Origin of the sequence: Ruegeria sp. HKCCD7296 (assembly GCF_013110775.1) — a bacterium.
In the GTDB taxonomy this organism is placed as follows: Bacteria; Pseudomonadota; Alphaproteobacteria; order Rhodobacterales; family Rhodobacteraceae; genus Ruegeria.
Map to the genome: position 1 here is coordinate 186,014 of NZ_WVRF01000003.1, position 13,162 is coordinate 199,175.

The 13,162-nt window shown below is 57.3% G+C and carries 15 protein-coding genes; 11 read left to right on the plus strand and 4 right to left on the minus strand.

Features of this window, described 5'->3' with window-relative positions; all coding sequences use genetic code 11:
- Positions 1–126 precede the first annotated feature (126 nt).
- Positions 127–666 (minus strand): GNAT family N-acetyltransferase, encoded by a 540-nt coding sequence (locus GS632_RS05890; RefSeq protein ID WP_171179944.1) that lies wholly within the window; start codon positions 664–666, stop codon positions 127–129.
- A gap of 241 nt (positions 667–907) precedes the next feature.
- On the opposite strand from GS632_RS05890, the gene alr reads away from it, so the two are divergent.
- The 11 genes from alr (at position 908) to GS632_RS05945 (ending at position 10,804) form a co-directional block, all read left to right on the plus strand.
- Positions 908–1,942: an alanine racemase gene (alr, locus tag GS632_RS05895; protein WP_171237693.1), complete on the plus strand. Its 1,035-nt coding sequence runs from the start codon at positions 908–910 to the stop codon at positions 1,940–1,942.
- Positions 1,939–2,721 (plus strand): ABC transporter permease, encoded by a 783-nt coding sequence (locus GS632_RS05900; protein WP_171179939.1) that lies wholly within the window; start codon positions 1,939–1,941, stop codon positions 2,719–2,721. The genes alr and GS632_RS05900 overlap by 4 nt, the downstream gene beginning before the upstream one ends.
- Positions 2,718–3,464 (plus strand): ABC transporter ATP-binding protein, encoded by a 747-nt coding sequence (locus GS632_RS05905; protein WP_171237694.1) that lies wholly within the window; start codon positions 2,718–2,720, stop codon positions 3,462–3,464. Before GS632_RS05900 ends, GS632_RS05905 begins: the two co-directional genes overlap by 4 nt.
- Positions 3,461–3,904 (plus strand): hypothetical protein, encoded by a 444-nt coding sequence (locus tag GS632_RS05910; RefSeq protein WP_171721453.1) that lies wholly within the window; start codon positions 3,461–3,463, stop codon positions 3,902–3,904. Before GS632_RS05905 ends, GS632_RS05910 begins: the two co-directional genes overlap by 4 nt.
- A gap of 14 nt (positions 3,905–3,918) precedes the next feature.
- Positions 3,919–4,371 (plus strand): paraquat-inducible protein A, encoded by a 453-nt coding sequence (locus tag GS632_RS05915; protein ID WP_171721454.1) that lies wholly within the window; start codon positions 3,919–3,921, stop codon positions 4,369–4,371.
- Positions 4,372–4,521: 150 nt separating this feature from the next.
- On the plus strand, positions 4,522–5,304 hold the full coding sequence (locus GS632_RS05920) for a DNA repair protein (RefSeq protein ID WP_171179931.1): 783 nt from the start codon (positions 4,522–4,524) through the stop codon (positions 5,302–5,304).
- 122 nt (positions 5,305–5,426) lie between these two features.
- Entirely contained in the window at positions 5,427–6,791 is a 1,365-nt protein-coding gene (gene radA / locus GS632_RS05925) for a DNA repair protein RadA (RefSeq protein WP_171179928.1), read from the plus strand.
- Positions 6,792–6,831: 40 nt separating this feature from the next.
- Complete coding sequence (locus tag GS632_RS05930) at positions 6,832–7,425, plus strand: CvpA family protein (protein ID WP_171237697.1); 594 nt, start codon at positions 6,832–6,834, stop codon at positions 7,423–7,425.
- A 654-nt stretch (positions 7,426–8,079) separates the two neighbouring features.
- The gene (gene purF / locus GS632_RS05935) at positions 8,080–9,603 is read left to right on the plus strand and encodes an amidophosphoribosyltransferase (protein WP_171179924.1); all 1,524 of its coding nucleotides are present in this window, start codon (positions 8,080–8,082) and stop codon (positions 9,601–9,603) included.
- Between the two features lie 265 nt (positions 9,604–9,868).
- Positions 9,869–10,117 carry a hypothetical protein gene (locus GS632_RS05940; protein WP_171234395.1) on the plus strand — a complete coding sequence of 83 codons (249 nt, stop codon included), beginning with the start codon at positions 9,869–9,871 and terminating at the stop codon, positions 10,115–10,117.
- A 42-nt stretch (positions 10,118–10,159) separates the two neighbouring features.
- Entirely contained in the window at positions 10,160–10,804 is a 645-nt protein-coding gene (locus GS632_RS05945; protein ID WP_171179920.1) for an SDR family oxidoreductase, read from the plus strand.
- Between the two features lie 60 nt (positions 10,805–10,864).
- On the opposite strand, the gene GS632_RS05950 is transcribed toward GS632_RS05945, so the two are convergent.
- The 3 genes from GS632_RS05950 to tatB form a co-directional block, all read right to left on the minus strand.
- Entirely contained in the window at positions 10,865–11,707 is an 843-nt protein-coding gene (locus tag GS632_RS05950; protein WP_171179918.1) for an ATP-binding protein, read from the minus strand.
- 115 nt (positions 11,708–11,822) lie between these two features.
- Positions 11,823–12,704 (minus strand): twin-arginine translocase subunit TatC, encoded by an 882-nt coding sequence (gene tatC / locus GS632_RS05955; RefSeq protein WP_171234397.1) that lies wholly within the window; start codon positions 12,702–12,704, stop codon positions 11,823–11,825.
- Complete coding sequence (gene tatB, locus GS632_RS05960) at positions 12,701–13,159, minus strand: Sec-independent protein translocase protein TatB (RefSeq protein WP_171179914.1); 459 nt, start codon at positions 13,157–13,159, stop codon at positions 12,701–12,703. The genes tatC and tatB overlap by 4 nt, the downstream gene beginning before the upstream one ends.
- Between the last annotated feature and the right edge of the window lie 3 nt (positions 13,160–13,162).

Genomic DNA, 13,162 nt, shown 5'->3' on the forward strand with positions numbered 1-13,162 from the left:
GCCGGCCATATCCCCAGACAACGGCCGCAAAAGAAGCTGGTGGCGCGCCATGTTCACAACAACAAGACAATGCTCGATTATTCTCTGAACTGGCGACAGGTCCTTTCGCGTACCGCACGATTCCCCTCACCAAAGCGATGGATTGTTCAATGCGGGCACGCAGCGCGACGGGCCTTTCAGCGGTGTCAGATCCTGACCATCCAATGACTGCCCCAGCCATCCGTGCGGATGGCTCAGCGCCAGCGGCGGTTGCGCGGTTGTCTCAGAGATCTGACCAAAGCCGGTTTTGCAATAGTACCCGGGATCGCCATAGGTCAGCGCCACATCCACACCAGCTGCGCGCAGGCAGTCCAACCCGTAAGAGATCAATGCCTGCCCCACGCCAGTCTTTTGATTGTCTGTCCTAACCGCCATGGGCGACAGGATGAATACGCAACGCGCGTCCTGCGGAAACATGATGCGCGAAAAGATGGCACAGCCCAGCAGTTGGCTTTCGCTATGCGCGGTGCAGACCAACAGGTCCTTTGATGGCGTGCTGTCGATCAGGTCTTGCACAAAGGCACCAATGACCACGCCTTCATCCGTGCCTTCAGACGCCGCAAAAACATCCTCGAAAAACTGGGCCACATTGAAGGGGCTATCAGCCAACCCGGTCGAAAACTTCATGACTTCCTCAATTCTCGCTGCTTTGTCATTGACTGAACAATGATGGAACGATCATTCTCGCAAGATCGCTTTAACACCAATGTGAAAACAATCGCAAAGCGAACCATTCACAGCGAAAAACCGCTAAAACGTCATGGTTTTCGGCGCCATCTGATGATTGGCAACATCGTGCAACGGAATACGCATCAGAAAAGCACCATTCCCTCTTGACCTTGGACAGCGCGATGTCATGAACAGTGCCATGAGTACTGCACGTTTGACGATCAATCTTCATGCGCTGGCCAGCAACTGGCGCGCGCTTGATGCGAAGACCGGGGTTGAAACCGGAGCCGTGGTCAAGGCCGATGCCTATGGGCTGGGTGTCGGGCCTGTCAGTGACACGCTGGCCGAAGAAGGCGTTCGCAAATTCTTTGTTGCCGCCGCCGAGGAAGGTGCTGCCGTGCGCGAGGCCGTGGGACCTGGCCCGATGATCGGTGTCTTTTCTGGGCATATGGAAGGCGACACGGATCTGCTGCGCGCGCACGACCTGACGCCTCTGATCAACTCGGCCGAACAGTTCCAGCGTCACCTGCAAGCACTCCCTGACCACACATTCGGCATTCAACTGGACAGCGGCATGAACCGTCTGGGGCTGGAGCCCGCAGACTGGGCCGAATTGCGCCCAAAGGCTGAGGCCTTGAACCCGGCGGTGGTCATGTCTCATCTGGCCTGTTCGGACGAGCCGGATCACCCGATGAACCATCAGCAGCTTAAGACCTTCCGCGAGATGACCGACGGCATCACTGCCCCGCGTTCGCTGGCCGCAACCGGAGGCACCTTACTGGGGCCAGAGTTCCATTTCGATTTCTGCCGCCCGGGTATCGGCCTTTATGGCGGTCTGCCGTTTGCTGGGGCCAAGCCGGTTGTCACCGTCGATCTGCCCGTCATTCAGGTACGCCAACTAGAGGTGGGCGAAACCGTCGGCTACGGCAACAGCTGGGTCGCACGCCGCCCGTCACGTATCGCGACCGTCGCGGCGGGCTATGCTGATGGCCTGCATCGTGCCATCGGCGGAGGGATTGACACTTTTGCCGGAAACCAGCCTTGCCCGGTGGTCGGCCGTATCTCGATGGACCTGATCACGGTGGATGTTACCGACTTGCCGAACGACCCGGAACGCCTGCGCATTCTCAACGGCCACCAGACTGTCGACGATCTGGCTGAAGCTGCCGGAACAATCGGTTACGAAATACTGACATCTCTCGGCAATCGCTATTCGCGGGGCTACGTGGAATGAACCCAATTTCCGCGCTTGGGGGGCTGGGCCGGGCTGTACTGAGCCTGATGGCAGCCTTTGGCCGGGTGGCCCTGTTTGCGCTGGATGCCATCTCGCATATCCTGCGCCCGCCTTTCTATCCGCGCGAGTTCGGAATGGCCTTGCTTAATATCGGTTGGCTTTCCCTGCCCGTGGTCGGCCTGACCGCTATCTTCACCGGCGGCGCGCTGGCGTTGCAAATCTACGCCGGCGGCGCGCGTTTCAACGCCGAAGCGGTGGTGCCTCAGATCGTCGCCATCGGTATGGTGCGAGAGCTTGGCCCGGTGCTGGTCGGCCTGATGATTGCTGCCCGCGTAACTTCTTCCATCGCTGCAGAGATCGCCACGATGAAAGTGACCGAACAGATCGACGCGCTTGTCACGCTGTCGACCCATCCGATGAAATACCTGACCGCTCCACGCGTGTTGGCTGCGCTGATCACCGTGCCCGCACTGGTCGCAGTGGGCGATATCATCGGCATTGCCGGAGGCTACACGGTTGCCACTCAAAATCTGGGCTTTAATCCGGCGGCCTATCTGAAGAACACGGTCGATTTCCTTGAAGCCCGCGACATCGTCTCGTCTTTGGTCAAAGGCGCAGTCTTCGGCCTGATCGCCGCCATCATGGGGTGCTATTACGGTATGAATTCCGGTCGCGGTGCACAGGGCGTGGGCCGCGCCACCAAAGGCTCGGTCGAGGCCGCAGCCGTGCTGATCCTGGCCGCAAACTTCGTTCTCACAGGGGTATTCTTCTCGCTATGATCCGGATGGAGAACGTACATAAAGCCTTTGGCGACAACCACGTATTGCAAGGTCTTAACCTTGAGATCCCCAAGGGCACTTCGATGGTTATCATCGGCGGGTCGGGCACCGGGAAATCGGTTGCGCTGAAATGTATCCTTGGCCTGATCCACCCCGACAGCGGCATGATTTATGTGGACGGAAAAGACGCCAGCAAAGGCGACCGCGACGCGTTTCTGGCCCGGTTCGGGATGCTGTTTCAGGGGGCCGCCCTGTTTGATTCACTGACCGTCTGGCAAAACGTTGCCTTCCGCCTGCTGCGTGGTTCTCTGAAACGTCCGACCGAGGAAGCGCGCGAAATCGCTATCGAAAAACTGCGGCGCGTGGGCCTGAAGTCCGACGTGGCCGACCGTTTTCCGGCCGAGCTGTCAGGGGGGATGCAAAAACGTGTGGGCCTTGCCCGTGCTATCGCCGCCGAGCCCGAGATCATCTTTTTCGACGAACCCACCACCGGCCTTGACCCGATCATGTCCGGCGTCATCAATGACCTGATCCGAGAAATCGTGACCGAGATGGGCGCCACCGCGATGACCATCACCCATGACATGAGCTCGGTCCGCGCGATTGCCGACAACGTCGCTATGCTGCACGGAGGCGTCATCCAATGGACCGGTCCCGTCGGGCAGATGGATGCCTCGGGTGATCCTTATGTCGAGCAGTTCATTAGTGGCAGTGCGGAGGGGCCGATTGAGGCGGTTCGGTGAACGGCGAAGTGACTCTGCTTGAAACCTCTAACTTTGTCAGAGATTTAGGCATCTACTATGTAGGCAGCCTTGTTGTCGCCGAAACCGTTGGCTCTATAGCAAAAGGCACCAAGCCAGCTTACAAAAGCTTATGGTCATCCAATACCGCGACACTCGAACGGCCTGAGAAAATAAAAGCTGTCAGTGTTAAGCCTAAGGACAAATCTAGCCTCAAGAGAGCTGTTTTTGCTTGGTCAGCCTTCTTAATTCTTTTCTCTCTCACGCTCGTTGTCATTTTCTGGTCTCAAACTACAGAACTGCTCTTACCTAACTTTATTATTGGTTCACTCTTCCTCGTGGTCGGGCTGTACAGGCGCAGAGACTATTTACGCAAATGGGATAGTTCACGTTTAAATCTGGACGTCGCTTGTTTTCTGATCTGTTTATTCCTTCTTATTTGACAAATAGTAAGAGAATGACCCTCCGCCTCGCCACCCTCTCGCTCCTGATCCTCTACCCCATCGCGTGGTTCGCTCCGCTGATGCGCGCGGGGTTCCTGCCGATCTTCGGCCTCAGCGAAATCAGCGTCATCACCGGGCTCCAGTCCTTGTGGAAATCCGACATCTTCCTCGCACTGATCGTCACCGTCTTCGCCCTCTTCGCGCCGTACATCAAAACCATCGGCACCGCGCTGATCCAATGGAACCTGCTGGATGCCCGCGTCCAACCCGCGCTGAATATCCTCGGCAAACTGGCCATGGCCGACATTTTTCTGATCGCGCTTTACATCACATTGGCCAAGGGCATCTCTTACGCCACCGTTGAGACCGCATGGGGTCTTTATCTGTTCACGGCCTGTATTCTGGCATCCATCGCACTGGGTCATATTACAGAGATGACATCTGGTTCACGAAAAGCTCAGACCTAATTGATTGAAAACACATATCTAAGTATCATCTTTATATTTCGAGCAGTTAAGATTTGTAGTATTCGGGTCCGCAGCGGATCGCCCTAAGTTGTTTGATCTTCCTCCGCTTCGGCCCGGTGTGTTCCGGTTTGAAAAAGGAGTTCGACGATCATGGCCGCCCTCCACAACATCACATTGCAATGTCAGAATGCCTTTTTAAGATTGACTTTTTTACTGATTTGCATGGCGGCCCTGCTGGCCGTTTCAACCACGATGTTATCCGCTGCGGGCGTGTTGCCCTGGCTTTCGATGCAGGCCGGATTCGGCGACGGACCGGCGACGGATGCCGGGATGTTCATCCAGATCGGGCTGACCGCACTGATTCTAATGCTGGCATTCTACCTGCCCGCAAACGCACGAATGATGGCCCTGGAAAACAACCACCGCAAATTTGCCCTCGATATGCATGACATCGCGAACGCGTATCAGATGGCCCATGCCGCTGACCGAGGCGGGCTGTTCATGATGTCCTCCGAGTTCGACGCGGTCAAAGAGCGTATGGCGTTTCTGCGCCAGCACCCTGACCTGCAATCGCTTGAACCAGAGATTCTGGAACTGGCTGCACAAATGAGCCAGATCAGCCAGGAATTGGCCGAAACCTATGGCGACGCGCGGGTCGAACGGGCGCAGATGTTCCTGCAACAACGGCAGCAAGAGATTGAGCTTTTCCAGCAACGTTTGGAAGAGGCTCAGGTCATCCAAAACGAATTGCGCCAATGGACGCGCGATGTGGAAATGGAAGAGACCATCGCCAAGTCGCAATTGGCACGCTTGCGGGATGAACTGTTCGAGCTGTTGCCCGAACTGTCGACTCAGTTGCAAACACCACGCAAAGACAGCGCCTCAAAGGCGTCCAGCGTGGTTGCGATGTCCCCCCCTCGGGCGGCGGAATAGGCGCGTCAGCGCCCGCTGTGGGCGATGGCCCGTTCGGGGCCTGAGGCCGCAGCGCGCCACCGTTGGTGAGGAAAGCCCGCAAGGGCTTGAAGAACCGCCCAAGCTCGGGCACCAAAGGCCGCATGGCAAAAACGACTTCTTTCTCCTGCTCGGCCTGCGGAGCAACACATACGCGATGGTCCGGACGCTGCGACGCGTGCGGCGAATGGAACACCATCGTTCAAGACGTGCCCCTTTCGGCTGGCCCGACCAAGAAATCCCTCGGCGGCAAACGCGGCCAGTCCATTGCACTCACGGATTTGTCGACCGAGGAAACCCCGCCGCCCCGCACCCTTTGCGGGGTCGAGGAACTTGACCGGGTATTGGGCGGTGGTCTGGTCCCGGCCTCTGCCCTTCTTGTGGGCGGAGATCCGGGCATCGGTAAATCCACACTGCTGTTGCAGGCTGCTGCCCGGTTCGCGCGTGCTGGTGTCAAAACCATCTACGTCTCGGGCGAAGAAGCCAGCGCTCAGGTCCGGATGCGTGCGCGTCGTCTGGGTTTGGAGGACGCGCCAGTTCAACTGGCGGCAGAAACCAATTTGCGCGACATCCTTACGACGCTTGAGGCTGAAAAGCCCGGTCTGGCGATCATCGACTCGATCCAGACCATGTGGGCCGATAATGTGGACAGCGCGCCGGGCTCGGTGTCACAAGTCCGGGCCGCAGCACATGAACTGACCACATTTGCGAAACGGCACGGTGTCTCGATCATAATGGTCGGCCACGTTACGAAAGAGGGCCAGATTGCCGGTCCCCGCGTGGTCGAACACATGGTCGACACGGTGCTGTATTTCGAAGGCGAGCGCGGCCACCAATTCCGCATCCTGCGCGCCGTCAAGAACCGCTTTGGCCCGGCAGACGAGATCGGTGTCTTCGAGATGACTGGCAAAGGGCTGGCTCAGGTCACGAACCCCTCTGCCCTGTTCCTGTCGGAACGAGGCACGCCCAGCCCCGGTTCAGCTGTCTTTGCAGGCATCGAAGGCACCCGCCCCGTTTTGGTCGAATTGCAGGCCCTTGTCGCCCCTTCGCCCCATTCCCAGCCCCGACGCACGGTCGTTGGATGGGACAGCGGGCGGCTGGCCATGATCCTTGCCGTGCTCGAGGCGCGTTGCGGAATCCCGTTTGCAGGCCTCGATGTCTATCTAAACGTGGCAGGAGGGCTAAAGGTCACCGAACCCGCCGCCGACCTCGCAGTTGCCGCTGCGTTACTCAGCGCGCGTGAAGACACCGCCCTGCCAGCCGACACCGTCGTTTTCGGAGAAATCTCGCTATCTGGGGCACTTAGACCTGCCCCGCAGACAGAAAACAGGTTGAAAGAAGCACAAAAACTTGGTTTCACAGCGGCAATTGCTCCGGCAGGTGGCAAAACCGGCACTGTGGCAGGTCTGTCACTCACCCGACCCTCTGATTTGGTTGGGTTTGTTGGCGAAACCTTCGGAGCAGGTTAAAGTCGCGCCCTGAGGGGCAGAAAACGAACAGGCGAGGGCCATGGAAGGTTTTACAATAGTTGACGGGGTCGTCGCCCTGATCATCGTGGTGTCGGGCATATTGGCCTACTCACGTGGCTTCATGCGCGAGGTTCTTGCAATCGCAGGCTGGGTCGCAGCGGCCGTTCTGGCGTTCATCTTTGCCCCACAGGCCGTCCCACTGGTCAAGGAGATCCCCGTTGTCGGAGATTTCTTACGCGACAGTTGCGAGCTTTCGGTCATCACCGGCTTTGCTGCAGTCTTTGCCGTAGCGCTAATCGTGGTCAGCATTTTCACGCCGTTGTTTTCGTCACTGGTGCAACGCTCGGCCTTGGGGGGGCTGGATCAGGCGCTTGGTCTGTTCTTTGGTATCGCAAGGGGCATTCTGCTGGTTGCGATCGCTTTCTTTGTCTACGACACCGTCATGACCGGCCAATCTTACACGATCGTTGACGAAAGCCGCTCGGCCAAGGTGTTCGAACAGTTCAGCGGTCAGATCGAAGAACAAAATCCCGAAGCCGCTTTGGGCTGGGTTACGGCGCAATATGAAGAGCTGGTAGCCAGCTGCACCGCAGACAACGCCCAGCCTGCAACCACGGCACCTGCCGAAGGTTAAGCGTTCATTCGTTTGGATTTCACCGAAAAGCCCGGATTTGTCCGGGCTTTTTTAATGCCGGTCAGTTGAAACCTTCGCCACCACATACGGTGCATCGGATGGTTTTCAGTCCGAAACAGCCATCGCACCGGCTAAAGATGGGTTTACCCAGAATATCGCGACCTTTGGCAACTTCACCAGCACCGTTGCAGATCTGACAAGGCGCACGCCCCATGCCCCGGCAGCGATGACACCGTTGTTTGATGCGTTCCTGCTTGTTCTGTTGAGACTTATGCTGCCACATTCGGGTCCTCTGTGTGCTCTACTACTCCAAACTTGCGGATACTCCTTAGCATGACAGCATATATGTCTGTGCATGTCATCACCTTCGTCACAACACGACTCCGGCGAATATTTCCGCCTGCGGCAATAGGTGAGTGTGATCCTTTGATGACAGCCCGGTCATTAGGCTTTATGTGGAGGCCAACCCGCCACGGAATCGGAGCCACCGATCTTGTTCTTTCTGTATGAATGCGCGCTGGTCGTGATGATAGTCGCCCTATTGGCGTCAATTTCACCTGCTACCAAGACATCCGCATACGCTTTGCAGACGGCCCGTCTCCGAAAAGCGGTCAGTCCTCAGATAAAATCGTCATAGAAGTTGGAGCCCCGTAAATGTGTGGGATTTTGGGAATCGCAAGCCGGACACATGATGTGTTTGCCGAGATCTATGACGGGCTGCTTATGCTGCAGCACCGGGGTCAAGATGCCTCGGGGATCGTGACCTTCAATGGCGAGTTTTTCCGGGAAAAGAAGGCCAACGGGTTGGTCAAGGACGTGTTCAATGCTCAGGACGCCGAAACCCTTCTGGGCCATGTCGGCATGGGCCATGTCCGTTATCCCACCGCAGGTTCGCTTAGCGCGGCCGAGGCGCAGCCGTTCTTTGTAAACGCGCCTTATGGCATCTATCTGGTTCACAACGGCAACATTACCAACACTGCCGAGCAGCGCGAGAAGGTTACCGGCAAATACAGCCGCCATCTGCGCACCACCTCAGACTCCGAGATTCTGTTGAACGTCTTGGCCGACAAGGTGGCGGACGCGATCAAGGTAAACGGCAATGCGGAACCCATCCGCAACCTGTTTGCAGGTGTGAAGATGACGATGGAACGCGTTCAGGGCGCCTATTCCGTGATATGTCTGGTCGCGGGCGTCGGGATGCTGGCCTTCCGCGATCCGTTTGGGATTCGTCCTCTGTCGGTTGCAAAGCGCGAGGTCGATGGCCAGGGCGATGACTATGCGTTTGCCTCAGAAGACGTAGCCTTCGGCATCAACGGCTTTGAAAAGCTGCGCGATCTGCGCCCGGGTGAAGCGATCTTGATCGATCTGGACGGCAACATGCACGAATTCCAGGCCGTCGAAGGCAAGCTGACGCCCTGTATCTTTGAATACGTGTACCTCGCCCGTCCTGATTCACTGCTGGACGGGGTTTCGGTGTACAAAACCCAAATGCGTATGGGGCAGACGCTGGCCAAGCAGATTCAGGAGTCTGGTCTGGAAATCGACCGGATCATCCCTGTACCGGATAGTGCCCGCCCCGTGGCATTGGAAGCAGCCAAGATCACCGGAATCCCCTATCGCGAAGGTCTGGTGAAAAACCGTTATGTCGGGCGCACCTTCATCATGCCTGGCCAGGCTGAACGGCAGAAATCCGTTCGCCGCAAGTTGAACGCCGTTCCGCTGGAATTTGATGGCCACAGCGTTTTGCTGATCGACGATTCCATCGTGCGCGGCAATACCATCAAAAAAATTGTGCAGATGTGTCGCGACGCGGGTGCCAAGAAAGTTTATGTCGCAAGCGCCTCGCCCCCGGTAAAATACCCCAATGTCTACGGCATCGACATGCCGACTAAGGCCGAGTTGATCGCAAACGGAAAAGAGATCGAGGAGATCCGCGAAGAACTGGGCGCGGATGCTCTGTTCTATCAGCATCTGGATGACCTGATCTGGGCCGCCAAAGAAGGCAACCCCGAGATCGACGCCTTTGACTGTTCGTGCTTTGACGGCAATTATATCACCGGCAGCGTCAGCGAGGATTATCTGGACAATCTGGAAAACAGCAGCCGCGTCAGCCAGAAGCGTGCAGACATGCAGGTGCCCGGCGGGTCGTGGAACGCGGCAAAGCTGGCTTCTGGCTAAACGGGTTCACCTTTACCCCCCGGTGCTAAGGGCGGATGATTCGCTTTGGTAACGTGACGACAGCATTCAGTTCGGGCCGTTTCGATGAGTGGTTTTTTGCCACAACTCAGCGGTGAATGCCGTGTGATCTCAGGGGCTTTTTCGTAGGGCATTTTTTTCTCGATGACATCTGTGTGTGATGCGCTTTTGCTTGCGCTTTGGTTTTGGTAGTTGGCCCACACCACTCACTAAAAAGGGGTTTGGGCTACGGTCCAGGCCGCAGATCATGTCGAATGCAACAGTCAAAAGCGCGGCCACCCAGCGGGGCGCGTTGAAGAAGAACTCCGTGTCGGTCCTTGGCGTCTTTGGACCAAAGGCCGAGATGCGGGCCCTCATGCGACTTTCGTCGGGACGAGTAAAAGAGGTCAAAACCGGCAGTCGGGTTGCTTCGGGTACGGTTGTTGCGATTGATGAACATGGCATTATGCTGCGACAAAGCGGCCAGACCAAGCGGATCACCATTCCCGGCAGCTAATCGCGACTTGACGCCCCGCGCGCAGGGGTTCAAACCGCAGCCATGACCGATCAGACCAAAATCGCCCTTATCACCGGGGCCTCTCGCGGGTTGGGCGCTGCCCTGGCCGAAGCGTTGGCGCCCGAATATCATATCGTCGCCGTTGCCCGCACCACCGGCGGGCTGGAAGAGCTGGACGACAGGATCAAGGCCAAGGGTGGGTCGGCAACGCTGGCCCCTATGGACATCACCGATCCAAATGCCATGGCAACCTTGTGCAGAGGAATTCACGACCGTTGGGGCAAGGTGGATCTTTGGTTGCACACAGCGATCCATACCTCGGCCCTGACACCGGCTCATTTCATTGATCCCAAAGAGTGGGCAAAGGCCGTTAACACCAACGCCAATGCGACCTCGGTTCTGATTCCCTACGTTACGCCCCTGCTGGGTGAAAACGGCCACGCGGTGTTCTTTGACGATCCGAAGGTTGGTGAAAAATTCTATGGCATCTATGGGGCCACCAAGGCGGCGCAGATGGCTCTGGCCCGTAGCTGGGCCGCGGAAACCGAACGCACCGGTCCGCGCGTTTCAATTGTCGAACCTGCACCGATGCCCACCGCTGTACGTGCAAGGTTTCATCCCGGAGAAGACCGGGATGCGTTGAACAGCACGGCAAGTGAAGCCGCGCGCATTCTGGCGCTGCTATAGGAAATGGCCCTATCGGGCCATGCCTCCGGCGGAGGTATTTTTAGCCAGATGAAGCTGGGATCAGGCGATATGGACGCCATTGCGCCCGGCCAGATCGACGAAGAACTGCCATGCGACACGGCCCGAGCGCGAACCGCGCGTAGCTTGCCATTCGATCGCTTCAGCCCGCAGGGTATCTGCATCGGCTGACACACCATAGGCCGCGCAATACCGGTCAATCATGGCAAGGTATTCGTCCTGATCACAGGGATGGAAACCCAACCAAAGACCGAAACGGTCGGACAGCGAGACTTTTTCCTCAACCGCCTCGGATGGGTTGATGGCGCTGGAGCGTTCGTTTTCGATCATATCCCGTGGCATCAGATGACGGCGGTTCGAAGTGGCATAGAACACCACGTTCTCGGGTCGGCCTTCGATGCCTCCATCCAGAACGGCCTTGAGCGACTTGTAGTGCTGGTCATCATGACTGAACGACAGGTCATCACAGAACAGGATGAACCGGTACGGGGCGGGGCGCAGATGATTCAACAGGCGCGCGACTGAAGCCATATCTTCACGCTGTAGCTCTACAAGTTTCAGATCCGGGTGATCCGTGCTGAGCGTGCCGTGGACGGCCTTTACCAGGCTGGACTTCCCCATTCCCCGAGCGCCCCACAACAACGCGTTGTTCGCTTTGTACCCGGCAGCAAACCGGCGTGTGTTGTCGAGCAAGGTATCGCGCGACCGGTTGATGCCGACCAATAAGTCCAAATCGACGCGGTTGACCTGCTCCACCGGTTCCAGACGTTCTGGTTCCACATGCCAGACAAAAGCCGGTGCCGCGTTGAAATCCGGCGTTGCCAGAGGCGCCGGTGCCATGCGTTCCAATGCAGCGGCGATGCGGTTCAAAGCTTGGTCGTCCATCGGGTCCTCCGGTCAATTCTGATGGGTTCAAAGCATGTTCTGATTGACGCAACAAGGCCCACCAACGAAAAAGGCGCGCCCAGATGTGGCGCGCCTTTGTTGTTTTCTCAGCAGATTACTTCTTGTCTTCGAACTCCTGCATAAGGTCTTCATCCGCTTCGGCCTCTTCATCGTCGTAGTAGCCGTCGGCGCGCAATTGTTCTTCTCGCTTCCGTTCAACCCGGGCTACCAAAAAGATCGAAATTTCGTAGAGACCATAAACCACAACAAAGAGGATGATCTGAGTGATCACGTCAGGGGGCGTGACAATGGCCGCTAAAACCAGAATGCCTACGACGGCATATTTGCGCACGGCACCCAGCCCTTCGGCGCTGACCAGTCCCGCCTTGCCCATGAGGGTCAAAAGAACCGGCAGTTGGAAGCACAGTCCGAAAGCCACGATGAACTTGATCGTCAGGTTCAGGTATTCCTGTGCTGAGCCCTGGAAAACAACGCTCAGGGGTGCAGCAGTTGCACCATCTGCTACGGCTTCACCTTCGGCGCCGAACTGCTGAAACCCAAGAAAGAAATCATAGGCCAGTGGCGTGACGACATAGAACGCAAAGCTTGCGCCCAGAAGGAACATGAAGGGCGAGGCCAGCATAAAGGGCAAAAACGCGTTCTTTTCCGACTTGTAGAGACCAGGCGCCACAAAGCGCCACATCTGCATCCCTATATAGGGAAACGCCAGAATAAACCCGCCCAGCAACGAGACCTTGATAGCCACAAAAAAACCTTCCTGCGGCGAGATGAAAATCAGGCCGCAATCCTGTCCACGCTCGGTCAGAACCTCGCACAGGGGATTTGTCAGAAAGTTAAAAAGCGGCGTGGCCACGGTAAAGCAGATGATCATACCGACCAGAAATGCCACGACACAGTGTATCAACCGTGTGCGCAGCTCGGCCAGATGCTCGATCAGGGGCGCCGAGGTATCTTCGATCTCGTCGGTCTTGCTCATGTCTTGCTTTCAGTATTCAGCGCGGCTTCGGCCTCTTCCGCCTTGGCCAGTGCGTCGGCGGCTTCCTTGGCTTTGCGCTCGGCAGCGGCACGTGCTGTGGTGGCCTGAATTTTCTTGGCCTGCTCGGCCCGTTCTGCCGCCAGTTTGCCGGTTTCGCTGTCAGGATCGAATTTAGTGGGATCGATGCTTTTTGCCATGTCCTGCGCGGCTTGTTTGACACCGTCCACGGCAGAACCCACAGGATTCGCGGCGGCGTTGAGACCTTTCTTGATCTCGTTCACGCCAGCCTGATCCGCAGCCTCGTTCATGGCGCTGCTGAATTCGCGCGCCATGCCACGGGCTTTGCCGACAAAACGCCCGACATTGCGGAACAGCACCGGCAGGTCCTTCGGCCCCACAACGATCAGGGCGACGATGCCGATGACCAGAAGTTCGGTCCAGCCCAGATCAAACATCTG

Excerpts from the sequence above, each read along its gene's own strand:
- GS632_RS05890 (WP_171179944.1), bottom strand. The coding sequence starts at position 666 with ATGAAGTTTTCGACCGGGTTGGCTGATAGCCCCTTCAATGTGGCCCAG.
- alr (WP_171237693.1), top strand. The coding sequence starts at position 908 with ATGAGTACTGCACGTTTGACGATCAATCTTCATGCGCTGGCCAGCAAC.
- GS632_RS05900 (WP_171179939.1), top strand. The coding sequence starts at position 1,939 with ATGAACCCAATTTCCGCGCTTGGGGGGCTGGGCCGGGCTGTACTGAGC.
- GS632_RS05905 (WP_171237694.1), top strand. The coding sequence starts at position 2,718 with ATGATCCGGATGGAGAACGTACATAAAGCCTTTGGCGACAACCACGTA.
- GS632_RS05915 (WP_171721454.1), top strand. The coding sequence starts at position 3,919 with ATGACCCTCCGCCTCGCCACCCTCTCGCTCCTGATCCTCTACCCCATC.
- GS632_RS05920 (WP_171179931.1), top strand. The coding sequence starts at position 4,522 with ATGGCCGCCCTCCACAACATCACATTGCAATGTCAGAATGCCTTTTTA.
- radA (WP_171179928.1), top strand. The coding sequence starts at position 5,427 with ATGGCAAAAACGACTTCTTTCTCCTGCTCGGCCTGCGGAGCAACACAT.
- GS632_RS05930 (WP_171237697.1), top strand. The coding sequence starts at position 6,832 with ATGGAAGGTTTTACAATAGTTGACGGGGTCGTCGCCCTGATCATCGTG.
- purF (WP_171179924.1), top strand. The coding sequence starts at position 8,080 with ATGTGTGGGATTTTGGGAATCGCAAGCCGGACACATGATGTGTTTGCC.
- GS632_RS05940 (WP_171234395.1), top strand. The coding sequence starts at position 9,869 with ATGTCGAATGCAACAGTCAAAAGCGCGGCCACCCAGCGGGGCGCGTTG.
- GS632_RS05945 (WP_171179920.1), top strand. The coding sequence starts at position 10,160 with ATGACCGATCAGACCAAAATCGCCCTTATCACCGGGGCCTCTCGCGGG.
- GS632_RS05950 (WP_171179918.1), bottom strand. The coding sequence starts at position 11,707 with ATGGACGACCAAGCTTTGAACCGCATCGCCGCTGCATTGGAACGCATG.
- tatC (WP_171234397.1), bottom strand. The coding sequence starts at position 12,704 with ATGAGCAAGACCGACGAGATCGAAGATACCTCGGCGCCCCTGATCGAG.
- tatB (WP_171179914.1), bottom strand. The coding sequence starts at position 13,159 with ATGTTTGATCTGGGCTGGACCGAACTTCTGGTCATCGGCATCGTCGCC.